The organism is Paracoccus xiamenensis, from assembly GCF_011308835.1.
GTDB classification, from domain to species: domain Bacteria; phylum Pseudomonadota; class Alphaproteobacteria; order Rhodobacterales; family Rhodobacteraceae; genus Paracoccus; species Paracoccus xiamenensis.
On sequence record NZ_JAAOHY010000004.1, the window covers coordinates 263,520 to 282,909 of the forward strand.

18 protein-coding genes are annotated in these 19,390 nt (G+C 63.6%); 16 read left to right on the forward strand and 2 right to left on the reverse strand.

What is annotated here, in order from left to right; all coding sequences use genetic code 11:
- The first annotated feature begins 33 nt into the window (after positions 1-33).
- From G7044_RS11395 to hflX, 8 genes are all read left to right on the forward strand, one after another.
- On the forward strand, positions 34-1,029 hold the full coding sequence (locus tag G7044_RS11395; RefSeq protein WP_166329001.1) for a carbohydrate ABC transporter permease: 996 nt from the start codon (positions 34-36) through the stop codon (positions 1,027-1,029).
- Positions 1,029-2,159 carry a carbohydrate ABC transporter permease gene (locus G7044_RS11400; protein ID WP_166329003.1) on the forward strand — a complete coding sequence of 377 codons (1,131 nt, stop codon included), beginning with the start codon at positions 1,029-1,031 and terminating at the stop codon, positions 2,157-2,159. Before G7044_RS11395 ends, G7044_RS11400 begins: the two co-directional genes overlap by 1 nt.
- Positions 2,159-3,703 (forward strand): alpha-amylase family glycosyl hydrolase, encoded by a 1,545-nt coding sequence (locus G7044_RS11405; protein ID WP_166329005.1) that lies wholly within the window; start codon positions 2,159-2,161, stop codon positions 3,701-3,703. Before G7044_RS11400 ends, G7044_RS11405 begins: the two co-directional genes overlap by 1 nt.
- A gap of 27 nt (positions 3,704-3,730) precedes the next feature.
- The gene (locus G7044_RS11410; RefSeq protein ID WP_166329007.1) at positions 3,731-4,906 is read left to right on the forward strand and encodes an ABC transporter ATP-binding protein; all 1,176 of its coding nucleotides are present in this window, start codon (positions 3,731-3,733) and stop codon (positions 4,904-4,906) included.
- A 60-nt stretch (positions 4,907-4,966) separates the two neighbouring features.
- A complete protein-coding gene (trkA, locus tag G7044_RS11415) occupies positions 4,967-6,343 on the forward strand; it encodes a Trk system potassium transporter TrkA (RefSeq protein WP_166329009.1) in 1,377 nt (458 codons plus the stop codon).
- Entirely contained in the window at positions 6,343-7,977 is a 1,635-nt protein-coding gene (locus G7044_RS11420; RefSeq protein WP_166329011.1) for a TrkH family potassium uptake protein, read from the forward strand. The genes trkA and G7044_RS11420 overlap by 1 nt, the downstream gene beginning before the upstream one ends.
- Before the next feature lie 94 nt (positions 7,978-8,071).
- A complete protein-coding gene (hfq, locus tag G7044_RS11425; protein WP_147097144.1) occupies positions 8,072-8,305 on the forward strand; it encodes an RNA chaperone Hfq in 234 nt (77 codons plus the stop codon).
- On the forward strand, positions 8,306-9,604 hold the full coding sequence (gene hflX / locus G7044_RS11430) for a GTPase HflX (RefSeq protein ID WP_166329013.1): 1,299 nt from the start codon (positions 8,306-8,308) through the stop codon (positions 9,602-9,604). It begins immediately after the preceding gene.
- A gap of 63 nt (positions 9,605-9,667) precedes the next feature.
- On the opposite strand, the gene G7044_RS11435 is transcribed toward hflX, so the two are convergent.
- Both G7044_RS11435 and radC read right to left on the reverse strand, forming a co-directional pair.
- On the reverse strand, positions 9,668-9,928 hold the full coding sequence (locus G7044_RS11435) for a DUF333 domain-containing protein (protein ID WP_166329014.1): 261 nt from the start codon (positions 9,926-9,928) through the stop codon (positions 9,668-9,670).
- A 120-nt stretch (positions 9,929-10,048) separates the two neighbouring features.
- Entirely contained in the window at positions 10,049-10,816 is a 768-nt protein-coding gene (gene radC / locus G7044_RS11440; RefSeq protein WP_166329015.1) for a RadC family protein, read from the reverse strand.
- Between the two features lie 188 nt (positions 10,817-11,004).
- On the opposite strand from radC, the gene G7044_RS11445 reads away from it, so the two are divergent.
- The 8 genes from G7044_RS11445 to petB all read left to right on the forward strand — a co-directional run bounded on the left by G7044_RS11445 (position 11,005) and on the right by petB (position 19,384).
- Positions 11,005-11,994, forward strand: coding sequence for a BMP family lipoprotein (locus tag G7044_RS11445; RefSeq protein WP_166329016.1), 990 nt, complete (start codon positions 11,005-11,007; stop codon positions 11,992-11,994).
- Positions 11,994-13,670: an ABC transporter ATP-binding protein gene (locus G7044_RS11450; protein ID WP_166329017.1), complete on the forward strand. Its 1,677-nt coding sequence runs from the start codon at positions 11,994-11,996 to the stop codon at positions 13,668-13,670. Before G7044_RS11445 ends, G7044_RS11450 begins: the two co-directional genes overlap by 1 nt.
- Positions 13,670-14,767, forward strand: coding sequence for an ABC transporter permease (locus tag G7044_RS11455; RefSeq protein ID WP_166329018.1), 1,098 nt, complete (start codon positions 13,670-13,672; stop codon positions 14,765-14,767). Before G7044_RS11450 ends, G7044_RS11455 begins: the two co-directional genes overlap by 1 nt.
- The gene (locus G7044_RS11460) at positions 14,764-15,402 is read left to right on the forward strand and encodes a LysE family translocator (protein WP_235931263.1); all 639 of its coding nucleotides are present in this window, start codon (positions 14,764-14,766) and stop codon (positions 15,400-15,402) included. The genes G7044_RS11455 and G7044_RS11460 overlap by 4 nt, the downstream gene beginning before the upstream one ends.
- A 3-nt stretch (positions 15,403-15,405) precedes the next feature.
- Positions 15,406-16,458 (forward strand): ABC transporter permease, encoded by a 1,053-nt coding sequence (locus G7044_RS11465; protein ID WP_166329019.1) that lies wholly within the window; start codon positions 15,406-15,408, stop codon positions 16,456-16,458.
- Positions 16,442-17,239: a purine-nucleoside phosphorylase gene (locus tag G7044_RS11470; protein ID WP_166329020.1), complete on the forward strand. Its 798-nt coding sequence runs from the start codon at positions 16,442-16,444 to the stop codon at positions 17,237-17,239. Before G7044_RS11465 ends, G7044_RS11470 begins: the two co-directional genes overlap by 17 nt.
- 251 nt (positions 17,240-17,490) lie before the next feature.
- Positions 17,491-18,051 carry a ubiquinol-cytochrome c reductase iron-sulfur subunit gene (petA, locus tag G7044_RS11475; RefSeq protein ID WP_166329021.1) on the forward strand — a complete coding sequence of 187 codons (561 nt, stop codon included), beginning with the start codon at positions 17,491-17,493 and terminating at the stop codon, positions 18,049-18,051.
- Between the two features lie 10 nt (positions 18,052-18,061).
- Complete coding sequence (gene petB / locus G7044_RS11480; RefSeq protein ID WP_166329022.1) at positions 18,062-19,384, forward strand: cytochrome b; 1,323 nt, start codon at positions 18,062-18,064, stop codon at positions 19,382-19,384.
- The last annotated feature ends 6 nt before the right edge of the window (positions 19,385-19,390 follow it).

The window sequence follows — 19,390 nt, forward strand, 5'->3', positions numbered from 1 at the left end:
GGCCGGCCTTTTCCATCGGGGGGAGAGACGGGGATGGAGCTTTTATTGCTTGCGGTCGGCACGATTGCCGTCGGCGTTCTGGGGTGCATGGCGTGGTTCTGGGGCTCGAACTATGTGCTGGACGCGATCCTGCCGCCGCGCGGACCCAATGCCGGCGACAATATCCGCCGCGCCGGGATGATCCGGCCATGGCTGTTCCTGGGGCCGGCGATCCTGTTTCTGGGGGTCTATCTGGTCTATCCGGTGCTGAATTCGATCTGGCTGTCGCTGTTCAACGGTTCCAGCACGCAATTCGTCGGCGGCGACAACTATGCCTGGCTGGCACAGGACGCGAAATTCCGCGAATCCATGATCAACAACTTCTTCTGGCTGCTGATCGTGCCAGCACTGGCGACGCTGTTCGGGCTGATCGCGGCGCAGCTGACCGACCGCATCCGCTGGGGCAATTTCGGCAAGTCGCTGATCTTCATGCCGATGGCGATTTCCTTCGTCGGCGCGGGCGTGATCTGGAAGTTCATCTATGAATACCGCGAGCCGGGGACCGAACAGATCGGCCTGCTGAACGCCATATGGCAAAGCCTTGGCGGCACCGCGCAGACCTGGCTGACGCTGCAACCCTGGAACAACTTTTTCCTGATGATCGTACTGGTCTGGATCCAGACTGGCTTTGCCATGGTGATCCTGTCCGCGGCCCTGCGTGGCATCCCGGAAGAAACCATCGAGGCCGCCGTGCTGGACGGCGCCACGCCCTGGCAGATCTTTTTCAAGATCAAGGTGCCGCAGATCCTGGGCACCATCGCCGTCGTCTGGACCACAATCACCATCACCGTGCTGAAGGTCTTCGACATCGTTTTCGTGATGACCAACGGGCAATGGGGCACACAGGTGCTGGCGAACCTGATGTATGACTGGATGTTCCGCGGCACGCCCGATTACGGCCGCGGCTCTGCCATTGCCATCGTGCTTATGATCCTCGTGCTGCCGATCATGATCTGGAACATCCGCAACGTGCGGAAGGAGATGCGCTGATGGAAGGCATGGCCGGACGAAAATCCACCCTGACCTGGGTGGTGAACCTTGCAGCGCTGTTTCTGGTGGTCTTGTGGACCATTCCGACCGCCGGTCTGTTCGTGTCGTCCTTCCGTGACCGTGACCAGATCGCGGCGACGGGGTGGTGGAAATCGCTGACGTCTTCTCAGCAGACGGCTTTCGTCCGCACCGGCAATGCTGACGATCAAAGGCAGGACGGCGCGCTTTATGTGCTGGACGGCAATGTCCTGACCGAGGGGCAGGAACTGGTGGCCTGGGGGACCTCGGCCCGCGATCCGGGGGCTTATCAGCCGGGCGAGTCCGCCGATGTCGACGGTGCCACCCTGACCGTGGCCGAGGATGGCGCGTACCGCATGGAATCCGCCACCCCCTTCGAGATGCGCAGGGGTGAGCGGATTTTCGTCACCACCTCCAGCCCGCCGAAATTCACGCTGGGGAACTATACCCGCGTGCTCACAGCCGAAGGCATCGGGCGGGCCTTTATGAACACGCTGACGGTGACGATCCCGGCCACTGTCATCCCGATCCTGATCGCGGCCTTTGCGGCCTATGCGCTGGCGTGGATGGAGTTTCCGGGCCGCGCGCTGCTGACCGCTGCCGTGGTGGGCCTGCTGGTCGTGCCCTTGCAGGTGGCGCTGATCCCGCTTTTGCGGCTGCACAATGATCTGAACATCGGTAAGGGCTATCTGGGGATATGGCTGGCGCATACGGGCTTTGGCCTGCCGCTGGCGATCTATCTGTTACGCAACTACATGGCCGGCCTGCCGCGCGAGGTGATCGAAAGCGCCCGTGTCGACGGCGCGACCGAGTTCCAGATTTTCCGCAAGATCATCCTGCCACTGTCCTTCCCGGCACTGGCCAGCTTCGCCATCTTCCAGTTCCTCTGGGTGTGGAACGACCTGCTGGTGGCGACGGTCTTTCTTGGCAATAGGCCCGAACAGCTGGTCATGACCGGCGTTCTGCGCGAGTTGATGGGATCGAAGGGGGGCGAGTGGGAGATCCTCGCGACCTCGGCCTTTATCTCAATCGCGGTGCCGCTGCTGGTCTTTTTCGCAATGCAAAAATATCTGGTCCGCGGCCTGCTGGCCGGGTCTGTCAAAGGTGGATAATGACAACTAAGGAATTGGCGAAAGACTGGTGGAAAGGCGGCGTGATCTATCAGATCTATCCGCGCAGCTATCAGGACACGACGGGCGACGGGACGGGCGATCTGCCGGGAATTACCCAGCGGCTGGATTATGTCGCAAGCCTTGGCGTGGACGCGATCTGGATTTCGCCCTTCTTCCGCTCGCCCATGAAGGATTTCGGTTACGATGTCAGCGATTATCTGGACATCGACCCGACTTTCGGAACGCTGGCCGACTTCGACGCCCTGATTGCCCGCGCGCATGAGCTGGGCCTGAAAGTGATGATCGATCTGGTTCTGTCGCATACCTCGGATCAGCATCCGTGGTTTGCCGAAAGCCGGGCCAGCCGGGATAACGACAAGGCCGACTGGTATGTCTGGTCCGACCCCAAGCCCGACGGCACGCCGCCCAATAACTGGCTGTCGATCTTCGGCGGTCCCGCATGGCAATGGGATGCGCGGCGAGAGCAGTACTACCTGCACAACTTCTTGAAAGAGCAGCCCGATCTGAACTTCCACAACCCGGATGTTCAGCAGGCGCTGCTGGATGTGGCGGCCTTCTGGCAGGATCGCGGCGTCGACGGCTTCCGGCTGGACACGATCAACTTCTACACCCATGACGCGCAGTTGCGTGACAATCCCGGCCTGCCGCCCGATCAGCGCAAATCGGACACGGCGCCGGCGGTGAATCCCTATAACCACCAAAGCCACAAATACGACAAGTCGCAGCCGGAAAACTTGGCCTTCCTGGAAAAGCTGCGCGCGGTGATGGACCAGAAGGGCACCGCCGCCGTGGGCGAGATCGGTGACAGCGAAAAGGCGTGGGAACTGCTGGAGGAATATACCTCGGGCGACAAGCGGATGCAGATGTCCTATGTCTTCGACTTCCTGTCGGGGGACAATCTGTCAGCGCAGCGCATCGTCGAGGTGTTTGAAGAAAAGGCCCGCCGTGCGCCCGATGGCTGGCCGTGCTGGGCGTTTTCGAACCACGACGTGGTCCGTCACGCGACCCGCTGGAACCTGACCGAGGCCGCCGTGAATGCCTATGCCACGGTGCTGATGTGCCTGAAGGGCTCGGTCTGCATCTATCAGGGCGAGGAACTGGGCCTTCCCGAGGCGGATGTTCCGTTTGAGGCCTTGCAGGATCCTTACGGCATCGAATTCTGGCCTGAATTCAAGGGCCGCGACGGTTGCCGCACGCCGATGGTCTGGGAAGCGCAGACCAATACCAATGCCGGCTTCACGACCGGCGTGCCGTGGCTGCCGATCGCGCCTGAGCATCTGCAAATGGCGGTATCCGAACAGGATCGCCGGATCGGCTCGGTCCTGAATCACTATCGTTGGGCGATCGCGCTGCGGCACCGGCATTCGGCATTGATGCAGGGCGAACAGGTGATCCGCGCCGATGGCGATATTCTGACCATCGAACGTCGGCACGGCGACGATGCTGTGACCCTGCGCGTCAACCTGTCCGACCAAGAGACCGGCGGGCTGGGTCCGTGGCATTTCGAACTGACTGAAGTTTAACCGGGGCTGAACCGGGGGGAGACCAGAATGGCCGATCTCAATCTGAACAATGTCGCCAAGTCCTACGGCGAGGTGAATGTGCTGCGCGGCATCAACCTCGACATCAAGTCGGGTGAGTTCATCGTCTTTGTCGGCCCTTCGGGCTGCGGCAAGTCGACCCTGCTGCGCATGATCGCCGGGCTGGAACGCATCACCGGCGGTGACTTCCACATCGACGGGGTGCGGATGAACGACATCCCGCCCAGCCAGCGCGGCATCGCCATGGTGTTTCAGTCCTATGCGCTGTACCCGCATATGACCGTGCGCGACAACATGGCCTTCGCCCTGAAGATCGCCGGTAAATCCGCCGATGAGATCAAGACCGCAACCGACCGCGCTGGCAAGATGCTGCAACTGACCCCCTATCTGGACCGCCTGCCAAAGGCGCTTTCGGGTGGTCAGCGTCAGCGCGTGGCCATCGGGCGGGCCATCGTGCGCGACCCGAAGGTCTATCTGTTCGATGAACCGTTGTCGAACCTCGATGCGGCGCTGCGCGTGGCGACCCGGATCGAGATCGCGCAGCTGAAGGAATCGATGCCCGACCGCACGATGATCTATGTCACCCACGACCAGACCGAGGCGATGACGCTGGCCGACCGCATAGTCGTGCTGGCCGGCGGCGGCATCGCGCAGGTCGGCGCGCCGCTGGAACTGTATGAACGCCCGATCAACGAATTCGTGGCCCAGTTCATCGGCAGCCCGGCGATGAACCTTCTTCCCGGAAAGGTGGTTGCCACGGGCGAACGCACGCAGGTCCAGCTTGACGGCGGCGGCGTCTGCGAGGTCGCCATACCGACGCGGGCCGGTGACGAAGGCATGGTCGTCAATCTGGGCGTTCGCCCCGAAGATATGCGCATCACCGACGGCCCGGCCCTGTTCGAAGGCAAGGTCGACCTGACCGAGGCCTTGGGCGAGGTGACGCTGCTGTATTTCGGCACCGCGGGCGAGGGGGATCCGGTGACCGCCAAGCTGCCGGGCATCCATACGGGGCTGAACCGCCAGACCGTGCGCCTGACCGCTGACCCCGAGGCGATGCACCTGTTCCATGACGGCCAGTCGCTGCTGTATCGTGATGGCCCGCCCACCACGCCGATGCGGTGGACGCAGGCCACGCCCGATCCGGTGGTGCTGACCGATGTGATCGCCCCGCCGCCCGTCCGCTGAGCCTTCATTGACCGTTTGCGCCAACGCGCCTAATGCTGGCCCAAAGGCGAAGGGAACGGCATGAAGATCATTATCGGCGGTGTCGGGCAGGTCGGCTGGCAGATCGCGCGCCATCTGGCGGGCGAACAGAATGACGTGACCGTCATCGACAACAATCCCGAGCTGGTCCGCCGCGCGACCGAGGCGCTCGATGTGCAGGGGGTGACGGGTTTCGCCAGTCACCCCGACGTGCTGGACCGCGCAGGCGCCCGCGATGCCGACCTGATCATCGCCGTTACGCATTCGGACGAGGTGAACATGGTCACCTGTCAGGTGGCCCATTCGCTGTTCCAGGTGCCGCGCAAGATTGCCCGGCTGCGCTCACCCGCCTATCTGGATGCGATCTATTCCGATCTATACCGCACCGACCACCTGCCCATCGACGTGGTCATCAGCCCCGAACGCGAAGTCGCGCAGGCGGCGCTGGCGCGGCTGCGCGCGCCCCAGACTTTCGAGGCAGAGGATTTTCTGGACGGGAAGGTCCGCCTGCTGGGGCTGGTGCTGGACGAAGACAGCCCGATCCTGAACACCCCTCTGCGCCAGTTGAACGAACTGTTTTCCAGCCTGCGCGCCATTGTCGTCGGCGTCCGCCGCGAAGGCCGCCTGTTCGCCCCCGAACCGGGCGACCAGTTGTTCGAGGGCGACCAGATCTATGTCTTCACCGACACCCGCGATGTCGACCGCACGATGGAGATCTTCGGCAAGGAAACCACGCGCGCCGACCGCGTCATCATCATCGGCGGCGGCAATGTCGGCCTCGCCGTGGCCAATGCGCTGGAAACCGGGCGTGACCGGGTGCAGGTCAAGATCATCGAACGCAATCGCGACCGCGCCGAACAGGCCGCCGACGCGCTGGAACGGACCATCGTGCTGAACGGGGACGGGCTGTCCTCGGAACTGCTGGAAGAAGCCGCGATCAGCAAGGCCGACGCGGTGATGACGCTGACCGACGACGACAAGGTCAATATCCTTGCCGCCGTCCGCGCCAAGCAGGCCGGGGCCAAGCTGGTGGTCAGCCTGGTCAACGACCCGTCCCTGCTGGGGCTGATGGGCCCCCTGGATATCGACGCCTATATCAACCCGCGATCCATCACCGTATCCACCATCCTGCGCCATGTCCGCCACGGTCGGGTGCGCGACATCTATTCCATCGGCGATGCCGAGGCCGAGGTGATCGAGGCGCAGGTGCTGCCGACCTCCTCGATGGCGGGGCGCAGTATCCGCGACATCGACCTGCCCGAGGGGGCGCTGATGGGCATGGTCCTGAAGGGGGAACGCGTGGTCAAGCCGATGCCCGATACCCGTATCGAGGAAGGCGATATCGTCTGCATCTTCGCCCTGACCGAAGACGTTCCAGAGGTTGAGCGGCTGTTGCAGGTCGCCATCGACTTCTTCTGATGGAACAGCTTGGTCGCCTGCCGCTTTTCGTGCTGATGATCGGCATCGCCGGGATGATGATGCTGATCCCAGCGGCCTATGCGGCGGTGACGCATTATCACGACATATCGCGGATGTTCCTGTTCAGCGGCGCGCTGTTGCTGGTTCTCGCGGCGCTGTTGGGCGTGGCCACCACGGGCGGGAAGATCGGTGGCGGTACGCATGGCCGGTCCGTGCTGGCAACCATGCTGGGAACATTCGTGGTGCTGCCGCTGGCGCTTGGCATGCCGCTGGCGCTGGCGCTGCCCGATACCGGGCTTTACAACGCCTGGTGGGAAATGGTCAGCTGCCTGACCACCACCGGCGCCACGCTTTATGCAGCAGACATGCTGGCCCCGCCGCTGCATCTATGGCGTTCGCTGGTGGGTTGGATGGGCGGGCTGTTCATTCTGGTCACGGCGGCGGCGATCCTGGCGCCGTTGAAGGTCGGCGGCTTCGAAATCCTCGCCTCGCCCTATGCCCGGACCGAGCGCTTCACCCGCCTGCCCGAAGGTGGCGACGGTCGGCCCCGTTCCGCCGCGCAAATGCTGAGTATGGCCGGGCGCTCTTCCACGCCGGCGATGCAGGCTCTGCGGATGCTGCGGCTGGTGGGGCCGTATTATGCGGGGCTTACGCTGGCGCTGTGGGTGCTGCTGCTGCTGGCAGGCGATCCGGGGCTGTTGGCGCTTAGCCGGGCGATGGGGACGCTGTCGACCTCGGGGATTTCGCCTGTTGCCGGCGGGATCGGGGTTGGATCCGGCCTTGTCGGCGAGTTCCTGGTCTTTGCCTTCCTGATCCTGGCGCTGTCGCGCCGCTTCTGGCCGGGCGGGGGAGAGCTGAAAGCCTCGGAATTGCTGCGTGATGATCCGGAAATCCGGCTGGGGCTTGGGGTGGTGGTGCTGGTGTCTGCGGCGCTGTTCATCCGCCATTTCTTTGCAACCATCGATATCACCACGGTCGAGAATTCACTGCCCACCGGCATGTTCCTGTCGCTGAAACATGCGGCCGTGGCCACCTGGGGCGGGTTGTTCAATGCAATGTCGTTCCTGACCACGACCGGATGGAATTCCATCGACTGGCAGGGCGCTCGCAGCTGGTCCGGCCTGCAATCGCCGGGCCTGCTGCTGGCGGGGCTGGCAATCATGGGCGGCGGGGTCGCCACCACGGCGGGCGGTGTCAAACTGCTGCGCGTTTATGCGCTTGCCCGCCAAAGTCAGCGTGAACTGGAACGGATCGTGCACCCGGCCTCGATCGCGGGGGGCGGAGTGACCGCGCGCAGGCTGCGCGGCGAGGGCGCTTATCTGGCGTTCATCTTCTTCATGCTCTTTGCAATATCGGTTTCGGTCACGGTGCTGCTGATCTCGATCCACCAGATCGAATTCGACACTGCGGTGATGCTGTCTGTCTCGGCGTTGACCAATACCGGGCCGCTGGCCAGCACCATCGCGCTGACCCCAAGTTTCGAAGCCAGCGCCGGCATCGCCTCGAACCCGTGGGAGGGATGGTCGGGTCTTGCGCTGCTTCCGAAAACAGTGCTCGCCGGGGCCATGATCGTCGGCCGGCTGGAGACATTGGCCATCCTCGCCCTGCTGACCCCCGACTTCTGGCGTCGCTGATTGGCCACAGGGGGGCGTTTGCGCCTTCAGGGCCGCTTGTCACTAAAGGATTCGTCTCATAGATTTGATTAACAATCAGAACAGGGACAAACCTATGGCCGGCGACAAACAAAATCTTCAGGACGCATTCCTGAACCACGTCCGCAAGGCCAAGGTTCCGGTAACCATTTTCCTGATCAATGGCGTCAAGCTGCAAGGCGTGATCACCTGGTTTGACAATTTCTGCGTGCTGCTGCGCCGCGACGGCCAGTCGCAACTGGTGTACAAACACGCGATCTCGACCATCATGCCGGGTGCCCCGATCAGCCTTTACGAAGGTGAAGAGTGATTGGCTGAACCCCATATCACCGAACGCGCGCCAACGCGTGCCTATGTGATCCACCCCGAGATTGACGGCGCCGGCGGAAACCGCCGCGCGCCGGAAAGCGCTTTGGAAGAAGCCGTTGCACTGGCCCATGCGCTGCCGGGCGTCGATATCGTCGGCGCGCAGGCCGTGCGACTGCGCAAGGCCGAACCGGGCAGGTTGTTCACCAAGGGCAAGCTGGAGGAGCTGGGCCTTGCGCTGCAACAGGCCGAGGCCGAGCTGGTCCTGATCGACGGCCCCGTCACCCCGGTGCAGCAGCGCAATCTGGAAAAGGCCTGGGATGTAAAGATCCTGGACCGCACCGGGCTGATCCTGGAAATCTTCGCCGACCGCGCGCGAACCCGCGAAGGCGTGTTGCAAGTGGAACTGGCGGCGCTGTCGTATCAGCGCACGCGGCTGGTCCGTGCCTGGACCCACCTTGAACGGCAGCGCGGCGGGCTTGGCTTTGTCGGTGGCCCCGGTGAAACCCAGATCGAGGCCGACCGCCGCGCCATCGACGAACAGATGACCCGGTTGCGCCGGCAGCTGGAACGCGTGGTCAAGACCCGCACCCTGCACCGCGCCGCGCGGGCGAAGGTGCCCTATCCAATTGTCGCGCTTGTCGGCTATACCAACGCCGGAAAGTCCACGCTTTTCAACCGCATGACCGGGGCCGAGGTGATGGCCAAGGACATGCTGTTCGCCACGCTTGACCCGACGATGCGGGCGATCACCTTGCCCGGCGGTCGGCAGATCATCCTGTCCGATACGGTGGGCTTCATCAGCGATCTTCCGCATGAGCTCGTCGCCGCCTTCCGCGCCACGCTGGAAGAGGTGCTGGAGGCCGACCTGATCCTGCATGTCCGCGACATCAGCCACCCCGAGACCGAGGAACAGGCCGCCGATGTTGCCGAGATCCTCGATTCGCTGGGCGTCGATGAGGATGTCGCCCTGATCGAGGTCTGGAACAAGATCGATGCGCTGTCCCCGGCCACCCGGCAGGCGCTGCGCAATGCCGACCGGCGAACCGAAGGCGTCCAGGCAATCAGCGCCCTGACCGGCGAGGGGTTGGATGAACTGACCCAAGCCATTGATGCGGCCTTGGAAACGGTCCTGTCCGAACCGAAGGAAGCGGCGACGCTGCGTCTTGATTTCAGCGACGGCCGCCGCCGCGCCTGGCTGCATCAGGCCGGCATCGTCCAGTCCGAACAGCCCGATGACGACGGTCTGACGGTTCAGGTGCTGTGGACTGCCCGTCAGCGCGCCGGGTTCGACGCGCTTTGACCTGACCCGACCGGTTTGCCGGCGCGTGCACGCCGCTTTCGGCGCAAGTCGCTGCCGGCCGGTTTACAGATCGTTATGGCTGTTCAGCAGGTCGGCCGCCCGCACCGTGCGCCCGTCCGGCATCCGGCACAGATCTGCCCGCCGACCGCCCGAGATGCGTGGCAACACCGTACCGCCGCTGCCCTGACAATAGAGCGCCGCCGGATCGACGGCCACCTGCGCCCGAGACGGCGTGCCGGTGCTGCGCGATTGGGTCGAGGAGCCGCCGCAGGCGGCCAGGGCGATCGGGCCGATCAGCAAGGTCAGGGCAAGCATGGGTCGCATCGGTCGTTCCTTATGTCGATTCCGCGAAGATTGCCGCCTCGCGCCGCCAGAGACAAGTAACGACCGTATCGCTTTCGCCCATCCTCGGCCCCGTTCTTAGCCCTGTTTTGGCCGCGCGAGCTACAGCAGCCCTTCGCGCCGAAAGCTGAACTCTCGCCCCGCGCCGATGATCAGGTGGTCGTGGATGGTGATCCCCATCACCTCGGCGCCGATGTGAATACGCTCGGTCATCGAGATATCCGCATCAGACGGTGACGGATCGCCAGAGGGGTGGTTATGGACCAGGATCAGCGCGGAGGCCCCCAGTTCCAGCGCCCGCCGCAGGATTTCACGCGGATAGACCGGGACGTGATCCACCGTCCCACGCCCCTGCGCTTCATCCGCGATCAGCACGTTCTTGCGGTCGAGAAAGAGGACGCGAAACTCCTCTGTCGCTTCATGCGCCATGGCGGTATGGCAATAATCCAGCAAGGCATCCCAACCCGACAATACCGGGCGTTGCAGGATGCGGCTACGGGCCAGACGCTGCGCGGCGGCCGCGACGATTTTCAGTTCGGTGACCACGGCGGGGCCGACGCCATCGATCCCAGCCAGTCGCGCTTCCGGGGCGGATAGCACGCGGGCGAAGTCGCCGAAGCTGTCGATAAGCCGCCGGGCCAGCGGCTTGACGTCCTGCCGCGGGATGGCGCGGAACAGGACCAGTTCCAGCAATTCGTAATCCGGCATCGGCCCGGCACCGCCGGACATGAAGCGTTCGCGCAGCCGCGCGCGATGGTCAGCCAGATAGGACGGCGCCTTTGCCCCGGGGCGGGGGATCAGCACCGCCTCGTCGCCGTCGGGGGTGAACAGCGGCAGAGGAGCTTCGTTAAAGGCGCGATTCGTGTCCATCCGCAAAGGCTTGCGCGAAAGGGGTGAAAAAACCGTTAAACGCTGCGTATGAAGGCCCGGACAAACCTGACCTTGCGCAGTTGACCTTTGGTCAATGCCGAGAAATCGCCTTGACCCAACGCCCGGCTTCCGCCCTAAACTCAATGCCATCCTCGGGCAGAATCGCCCGCTCGAAACAAGAGGTTGCTATGACCCTGATGAAAACCATCCTCGCATCGGCCGCGACGCTCGGCCTGATGGCGGGGGTTGCTGCCGCTGAACCTGCGCTGATCTTCGATCTGGGCGGCAAGTTCGACAAATCCTTCAACGAAGCCGCCTATACCGGCGCCGAGCGTTGGAAGGCCGAAACCGGCGGGACCTACAAGGAACTGGAAATGCAGTCCGAGGCGCAGCGCGAACAGGCGCTTCGCCGGCTGGCGCAAGCGGGGGCCAATCCGATCGTGATGACCGGCTTCGCCTTTGGCGAGACGCTGAACAAGATCGCGCCAGACTATCCCGACACCAAATTCGTCATCATCGATGAACAGGTCGACCAGCCCAACGTGCAATCGAACAAGTTCAATGAAGGCGAAGGCTCGTATCTTGCAGGGGTCATGGCAGCCATGGCCTCGAAAACCGGGACGGTCGGCTTCATCGGCGGTATGGATGTGCCGCTGATCCACAAGTTCGAATGCGGCTATCGGCAGGGGTTCAAGGCGGTCAAGCCGGATGGCAAGGTCGTCATCAACTATACCGGCACCACGCCGGCGGCATGGAACGACCCGGTGAAGGGCGGCGAACTGGCCAAGGCGCAGAAATCGCAGGGCGCGGACGTGATCTATGCCGCCGCCGGCGGTACCGGGATCGGCGTGCTGCAAGCCGCCGCGGATGAGGGCATCCTGTCGATCGGTGTCGATTCGAACCAGAACCACCTGCATCCGGGCAAGGTGCTCACCTCGGTCGTCAAGCGCGTGGACAATGCCGTCTTCGACGCCTTCACCGCCGGCGAGGCGGTTGAGCCGGGGCTGAAGGTCTGGGGCGTGGCTGGGGACGGTGTCGCGGTTGCGATGGACGAAAACAATGCCCCGCTCGTTACGCCTGAGATGACGGCGGCCGTCGACGACGCCAAGGCCAAGATCACCTCTGGTGAGATCGTCGTCCACGATTACGCGACCGACAACACCTGCCCGGTCGATTGATGTCAGCGGACAAGACGCAACAGGGGGGGCCGGATTCGGCCCCCCAATCCGTCCCGTCAGCGATCCAGCTGGTCGGGATATCAAAGGCATTTGGCCCGGTTCAGGCCAACAAAGACATCAACCTGACGGTGCCCAAGGGCACGATCCACGGGATCATCGGCGAAAACGGGGCCGGGAAATCGACGCTGATGTCGATCCTCTACGGCTTTTACAAACCCGATTCGGGTGAGATCCGCATCAACGGCACCCCGATCCAGATCACCGATTCCATGGCCGCGATCCGCGCCGGCATCGGCATGGTCTTTCAGCATTTCAAGCTGGTGCGGAATTTCACCGTGCTGGAAAACATCATCCTCGGGGCCGAGGACGGGCCGATGCTGCGCCCCTCGCTGGCGCGCGCGCGAACCCGCCTGCGCGAACTGGCCGAGGAATACGAATTACAGGTCGATCCGGATGAGACGATCGACGAACTCTCTGTCGGCCACCAGCAGCGGGTCGAGATCCTGAAGGCGCTGTACCGGCAGGCCGATATCCTGATCCTCGACGAACCCACTGGCGTGCTGACCCCGGCCGAGGCGGATCACTTGTTCCGTATTCTCAACGGCTTGCGGGATGAGGGCAAGACCATCATCCTGATCACCCACAAGCTGCGCGAGATCATGGAGATCACCGACAATGTCAGCGTCATGCGGCGCGGCGAGATGGTGGCGTCCGTAAAAACAGCCGAGACCACGCCCGAGGAACTGGCCGAGCTGATGGTCGGCCGAAAGGTCCTGCTGGAGGTCGACAAGACCCCCGCCCAGCCGGGCAAGCCGATCCTTGAGGTGCGCGAGCTGCGCATGATCGACGCGGACAAGGTGGAACGGATCCGCAGCGTTTCCTTTGACATTCGCGCGGGCGAGGTCGTGGGCATCGCCGGCGTGTCCGGCAACGGCCAGACGCAATTGTTGGAGATCCTCGGCGGCTTCCCCGAAAAGGGCGCGAAGATCAGCGGCGAGGTGTTGATGAACGGGCAGCCGCTGGACCTGACGGGGCGCAAATCCGACGCGGCCACCCGCCGCCAGCGCGGCATTGGCCATGTGCCCGAGGACCGGCAGGACGAAGGCCTCATCATGGACTTCGCGGCCTGGGAAAACGTCTCTTTCGGGTATCACAATGCGCCGGAATATTCGAAAGGGATCTTCATCGACCGCGCGGCGATCCGCGCCGATGCCGAGGGCAAGATCCAGCGTTTCGACGTGCGCCCGCCGAACCCCGATTTGGCGGCGCGGAACTTCTCGGGCGGGAACCAGCAGAAAATCGTGGTCGCGCGAGAGGTCGAACGCAACCCCGACCTGCTGCTGATCGGCCAGCCCACGCGCGGGGTCGACATCGGTGCCATCGAGTTCATCCACAAACGCATTGTCGAGCTGCGTGACGCTGGCAAGGCGGTGCTGCTGGTCAGCGTGGAGCTGGATGAAATCATGTCGCTGTCCGACCGCGTGCTGGTGATGTTCGACGGCATGATCATGGGCGAACGCGACCCCGAAACCACCACGGCGGGCGAGTTGGGCCTGCTGATGGCTGGGGTCACCGACACCGAGAATACCAGCCCGGCAGAGGGCATCACACCCGCCCACAACCACCCGGCCGATCACCCGGACGAGCCGACGGCGACACCGGAGGACCGTGTGTAATGGACAAGATGCCGAAATGGGCGGATGTGATCCTGACGCCGCTGATCTCACTTTTTCTGGCCTTCGCGATTTCCGCGCTGGTGATCCTCGCCATCGGGGAAAGCCCGTGGGAGGCGCTGAAGACCATGGTGACAGGCGCCATGGGGTCCAGCTATGGCTGGGGCTTCACGCTGTATTACACCACAAACTTCATTTTTACCGGGCTCGCTGTCTCGGTGGCCTACCACGCCAGCCTGTTCAATATCGGCGGCGAGGGGCAGGCGGGTCTGGGTGGTCTTGGCGTGGCCATGGTCTGCCTGTTCATTCCATGGCCGCACTGGACGCTGGCGCTGCTGGGGGCGATGGTCGGGGCTGCGGCCTTTGGCGCGGCATGGGCCTATGTCCCGGCGATCCTGCAGGCGAAACGCGGCAGTCACATCGTCATCACCACCATCATGTTCAACTTCATCGCTGCGGCGCTGATGAACTGGGTGCTGGTAAGCTGGCTGCGGCCGGTGGGCAGCATGGATCCGGCCTCGGCCAATTTTCCGGCTTCGACCCATCTGCCGAAGATCAGCGACTTTTTCGCCGCCTTCGGCATTGAATGGGGCCAGCATACACCGGCCAACGTGACATTCCTGATCGCGCTTCTGGCCTGTGTGGCCGTCTGGGCGCTGATCTGGCGCACCAAGCTGGGATACGAGATCCGCGCCTTTGGCCGGTCCGAAAGCGCGGCGCGTTATGCCGGGATCTCGCCCGTGCGGATCACCGTCATCACCATGCTGATCTCGGGCGGGTTGGCCGGGCTGATGGCGATCAATAATGTCATGGGCGAGGCAGAGCGGCTGATCCTGAACAATGTCGAGGGCGCAGGCTTCATCGGCATCGCCGTGGCGCTGATGGGCCGCAACCACCCGGTTGGCGTGCTGCTGGCGGCACTGCTGTTCGGCTTTCTGTATCAGGGTGGGGGCGAGCTGGCACTGTGGACCTCTATCCCGCGCGAGCTGATCATTGTCATTCAGGCGCTGGTGATCCTGTTTACGGGCGCCTTGGACAACATGGTCCGCATGCCGCTGGAGCGCTTCTTTACCGCCCGCCGGCTGGGGAAACGGGCATGATGGACCATATCATCCCTTATCTGCCCGGTTTTCTCGCGGCTTATGCGATTCTGGTTGTGGCGGTTGCGTCCCCCGGCCCGGCGGTGGCGATGATCCTTGGCTTTGCTGTCAGTGATGGCCGTCGCGCCGCGCTGATTGCATCGCTTGGCATTGCTGTGGGTGCGGCTTGTCTGGCGCTGGCGACGACGCAGGGCCTTGGCCTGCTGATGGCGCGTGTCGCCTGGCTGTCCACGCTCATACGCGTTGCCGGGGTCTGCTATCTGCTGTGGCTGGCCTTCAAGGCGTGGCGCAAGGCGCTGCAGCCGCCGACAATCAGCATCGCAAAGATCGCCGCGATGTCACCGCTGCGCGTTTTCCTCAGCGGTTATCTGCTGCAGGTCACCAACCCCAAGGCCATCGTTTTCTGGCTGGCCATCGCCTCGGTCGGCGCAACCGAGGCCGCGCCGTTGCCGGTGGTCGCGCTGTTCATTCTGGGCGCCTTCCTGCTGTCGCTGGCGGGGCATGCGGCCTATGCGGTGCTGCTGTCCTCGCAGCCGTTCCGGCTGGCCTATGACCGCGCCCGGCGCTGGATTGAGGGCGCGATCGGCGCTTTCCTGACCTATGTTGCCTTCCGCTTGGCAACGGATCGGAGCTGAGACATGGATTTCAACACCATCATCCAGATTCTCGACAGCTCTGTCCGTCTGATGACGCCTTTGCTGCTGGCCTGTCTTGCGGGGCTGTATTCAGAGCGCGCGGGCGTGTTCGATATCGGCCTTGAAGGCAAGATGCTGATGGCGGCCTTTACCGCCGCCACCGTCGCCGCGCTGACCGGCAATGTCTGGTTGGGCCTTTGCGCGGGGATCCTCGGGTCGCTGATGCTGTCGCTGATTCACGGGCTGGCCTCGATCACGTTTCGGGGCAATCAGCTGATTTCGGGTGTGGCGATCAATTTCCTTGCCTCCGGGCTGACCGTGCTGCTGGGGCAGAAGATCTTTGGGCTGGGTGGGCGTACGCCGAACCTGACGCCGGGGGCAGAGTTGCAGGCCATCACCACGCCCTTCCACGACTGGCTTTCGGGCATTTTCGGGCCGGATATGGCGGCGACGCTGACCACGATGCCGCGATTCACCGAAATCAGGCTGCCCTTTGCCGAGGCGCTGCGCGATGTGCCGGTGATCGGTCCGATCTACGCGGAACTGATCTCTGGCCATTCGATCCTGGTTTACGTGGCGTTCCTATGCGTGCCCGCGACCTGGTGGCTGCTGAACCGTACCCGTTTCGGGCTGCGGCTGCGCGCGGTGGGTGAAAACCCGGCATCGGTCGATACCGCGGGCGTGTCGGTGACCCGGCTGCGCTTTGCCGCGGTGGCGATCTGCGGCGTGCTGTGCGGTTTGGCCGGTGCCTATCTGGCGACCGGCCTGGCGGCGGGTTTCGTCAAGGACATGACCGCCGGGCGCGGTTTCATCGCGCTGGCTGCGCTGATTTTCGCCAAGTGGCGGCCATGGGGGGCGCTGGGTGCGACCTTCCTGTTCGGCCTGCTGGAGGCCGTTGCCAACCGCTATCCCAATCTGGAGCTGGGGCCGATCACCATCCCGTCGATGTTCATGAACGCGCTGCCCTATATCCTGACTGTCATCATTCTGGCGGGCTTTGTCGGCCGCGCCATCCCGCCGCGTGCGGGCGGAGAACCCTATGTCAAAGAGCGTTGAACTCGCCACCCTCATCCGTGAACGGGCAGGAGAGGAGGCCCCGGAATACGGGCTGATCCTCGGCTCTGGCCTTGGCCACCTGTCCAAGGCAGTTGAGGGCGTGGCCATTCCCTATGACGATCTGCCGGGCTTTCCCCATGCCGGCGTCTCGGGGCACGTGCCGCAGTTGGTGATCGGAAATCTGGAAGGCGCGCGTGTCGCGGTTTTCGGCGGCCGGTCGCATTACTACGAATCCGGGCGCGCCGATGCGATGCGCCTGCCGCTGGAAACGCTGGCGGCGTTGGGGACGAAGAAGCTGATCCTGACCAATGCGGCAGGGGCGGTGAACACCATGCTCGCGCCCGGCGGGCTGATGATGCTGAACGATCACATCGCCTTTGCCGGCGCCAACCCGCTGATCGGCGAAAAGACCGATGCCCGGTTCGTGCCGCTGACCGACGCCCATGATGCCGAAATCCGTGCTGGCCTGCGCGCCGCGGCAGAGGCCGAGGGCGTCGCCCTGCCCGAGGGCGTCTATGGCTGGTTCTCGGGCCCCAGCTTCGAAACCCCGGCCGAGATTCGCGCCGCCCGCGTGCTGGGCATGGACGCCGTGGGCATGTCGACGGTGCCGGAAATCATCCTCGGGCGATTCCTGGGCCTGCGCTGCGCGTCGATTTCGGTCATCACCAATATGGGGGCTGGGCTGTCGGATGAATCGATCAGCCACGACCACACCAAGCAGATGGCACCGTTAGGCGCGGCCAAGCTGGAAAAAGTGCTGCGCCGCTTTTTGCGCGGCTAGCCTTGGCTATCGCGCTGCCGTGAAGGAACCTGTGGCCTGCCCGGCCACGGGCTGCGACGCTATGCCGCATTCCCGGTGATGGCATCCGGCGAAAACGCAACACATGCGGCGATATGGCCGAAACTGATGGCAGGCCCCCGCTGGACTGGCGGGAAATTGATCGGTAGAGATGCGCATGCGAAGGCTGCGATTCAAGCGGCCCGATAGATTATAGCCGGTCCGCGGTGGCGGGCCTGAACCGGAGAAAAGCCGTGACCCACGCCGAAGAACACGAAGGCACGCGGAGGGACTTCCTCTACTACGCCACCGCAGGGGCAGGGGCCGTCGCCACCGGCGCCGCTGCCTGGACCCTGATCAACCAGATGAATCCGTCTGCCGACGTGCAGGCGCTGTCCTCGATCATGGTCGATATCGGCGGTGTCGAAACCGGCACTCAGCTGACGGTGAAATGGCTGGGCAAGCCCGTGTTCATCCGCCGCCGCACGCCCGAGGAAATCGAAGCCGGCCGCGCCGTCGAGCTGGGCGAGCTGATCGACCAGGGCGCGGAAAACCGCAACAAGCCGGGCGAACCCGCGACCGACGCGAACCGCGCCATGGACGAAGCCGGCGAATGGCTGGTGATGATCGGCGTCTGCACCCATCTGGGCTGCGTGCCGATCGGCGATGGCGCCGGTGATTTCGGCGGCTGGTTCTGCCCCTGCCACGGCTCGCACTATGACACCGCGGGCCGCATCCGTCGTGGCCCCGCGCCGCGGAACATGGAAGTACCCATCGCGTCCTTCGTCGACGACGCAACGCTGAAGCTCGGCTGAGGAGGCACGCATGTCCGGTATTCCGCACGACCACTACGAACCGAAAACCGCGCCTGAGCGCTGGTTGCACCGCCGTCTGCCCGTTGTCAGCCTGATCTATGACACGCTGATGATCCCGACGCCGAAGAACCTGAACTGGTGGTGGATCTGGGGCATCGTCCTGGCTTTCTGCCTGGCGCTGCAAATCGTCACCGGCATCGTTCTGGCGATGCATTACACGCCGCATGTCAGCCTGGCCTTTGCCAGCGTCGAACATATCATGCGCAACGTGAATGGCGGGCATATGCTGCGCTATCTGCATGCCAACGGCGCCTCGCTGTTCTTCCTTGCCGTCTATATCCACATCTTCCGCGGCCTGTTCTACGGCTCTTACAAGGCCCCGCGCGAGGTGACCTGGATCGTCGGGATGCTGATCTATCTGGCGATGATGGGCACCGCTTTCATGGGCTATGTGCTGCCCTGGGGTCAGATGTCTTTCTGGGGTGCGACCGTTATCACCGGCCTGTTCGGGGCCATCCCCGGCATCGGGCCGAGCATTCAGGAATGGCTGCTTGGTGGGCCGGCTGTCGATAACGCGACGCTGAACCGCTTCTTCTCGTTGCATTACCTGCTGCCCTTCGTGATCGCGGCGCTGGTTGTGGTCCATATCTGGGCCTTCCACACCACCGGCAACAACAACCCGACGGGCGTCGAAGTGCGCCGCACCTCGAAAGAGGAGGCAAAGAAGGACACGCTGCCCTTCTGGCCCTATTTCGTCATCAAGGACCTGTTCGCGCTTGCCGTGATCCTGGTCGTGTTCTTCGCCGTGGTCGGCTTCATGCCGAACTATCTTGGCCACCCAGATAACTATATCGAGGCGAACGCCCTGGCGACGCCTGAGCATATCGTGCCGGAATGGTATTTCCTGCCCTTCTACGCGATCCTGCGCGCCTTCACCTCGGACGTGTGGGTGGTGATGCTGGTCGAATGGGTGACCTTCGGCATCGTTGACGCCAAGTTCTTCGGCGTGCTGGCGATGTTCGGCGCCATCCTGGTCATGGCGCTGGTGCCGTGGCTGGATACCTCGCGCGTGCGTTCGGGTCAGTATCGCCCGATGTTCAAGTGGTGGTTCTGGCTGCTGGCGGTCGACTTCGTCGTGCTGATGTGGGTTGGCGCCATGCCGGCCGAGGGGATCTATCCCTACATCGCGCTTGCCGGCTCGGCCTATTGGTTCGGCTACTTCCTGATCATCCTGCCGCTGCTGGGTGTGATCGAAAAACCCGACCCGATGCCCGCAACGATCGAGGAAGACTTCGCCGCGCATTACGGCAAAAACACCCATCCTGCCGAGTAAGGAGAG

Excerpts from the sequence above, each read along its gene's own strand:
- trkA (WP_166329009.1), top strand. The coding sequence starts at position 4,967 with ATGAAGATCATTATCGGCGGTGTCGGGCAGGTCGGCTGGCAGATCGCG.
- G7044_RS11450 (WP_166329017.1), top strand. The coding sequence starts at position 11,994 with ATGTCAGCGGACAAGACGCAACAGGGGGGGCCGGATTCGGCCCCCCAA.
- G7044_RS11470 (WP_166329020.1), top strand. The coding sequence starts at position 16,442 with ATGTCAAAGAGCGTTGAACTCGCCACCCTCATCCGTGAACGGGCAGGA.
- G7044_RS11465 (WP_166329019.1), top strand. The coding sequence starts at position 15,406 with ATGGATTTCAACACCATCATCCAGATTCTCGACAGCTCTGTCCGTCTG.
- G7044_RS11410 (WP_166329007.1), top strand. The coding sequence starts at position 3,731 with ATGGCCGATCTCAATCTGAACAATGTCGCCAAGTCCTACGGCGAGGTG.
- G7044_RS11395 (WP_166329001.1), top strand. The coding sequence starts at position 34 with ATGGAGCTTTTATTGCTTGCGGTCGGCACGATTGCCGTCGGCGTTCTG.
- G7044_RS11445 (WP_166329016.1), top strand. The coding sequence starts at position 11,005 with ATGACCCTGATGAAAACCATCCTCGCATCGGCCGCGACGCTCGGCCTG.
- radC (WP_166329015.1), bottom strand. The coding sequence starts at position 10,816 with ATGGACACGAATCGCGCCTTTAACGAAGCTCCTCTGCCGCTGTTCACC.
- petB (WP_166329022.1), top strand. The coding sequence starts at position 18,062 with ATGTCCGGTATTCCGCACGACCACTACGAACCGAAAACCGCGCCTGAG.
- G7044_RS11420 (WP_166329011.1), top strand. The coding sequence starts at position 6,343 with ATGGAACAGCTTGGTCGCCTGCCGCTTTTCGTGCTGATGATCGGCATC.
- G7044_RS11455 (WP_166329018.1), top strand. The coding sequence starts at position 13,670 with ATGGACAAGATGCCGAAATGGGCGGATGTGATCCTGACGCCGCTGATC.
- G7044_RS11400 (WP_166329003.1), top strand. The coding sequence starts at position 1,029 with ATGGAAGGCATGGCCGGACGAAAATCCACCCTGACCTGGGTGGTGAAC.
- G7044_RS11405 (WP_166329005.1), top strand. The coding sequence starts at position 2,159 with ATGACAACTAAGGAATTGGCGAAAGACTGGTGGAAAGGCGGCGTGATC.
- G7044_RS11435 (WP_166329014.1), bottom strand. The coding sequence starts at position 9,928 with ATGCGACCCATGCTTGCCCTGACCTTGCTGATCGGCCCGATCGCCCTG.
- hfq (WP_147097144.1), top strand. The coding sequence starts at position 8,072 with ATGGCCGGCGACAAACAAAATCTTCAGGACGCATTCCTGAACCACGTC.
- G7044_RS11460 (WP_235931263.1), top strand. The coding sequence starts at position 14,764 with ATGATGGACCATATCATCCCTTATCTGCCCGGTTTTCTCGCGGCTTAT.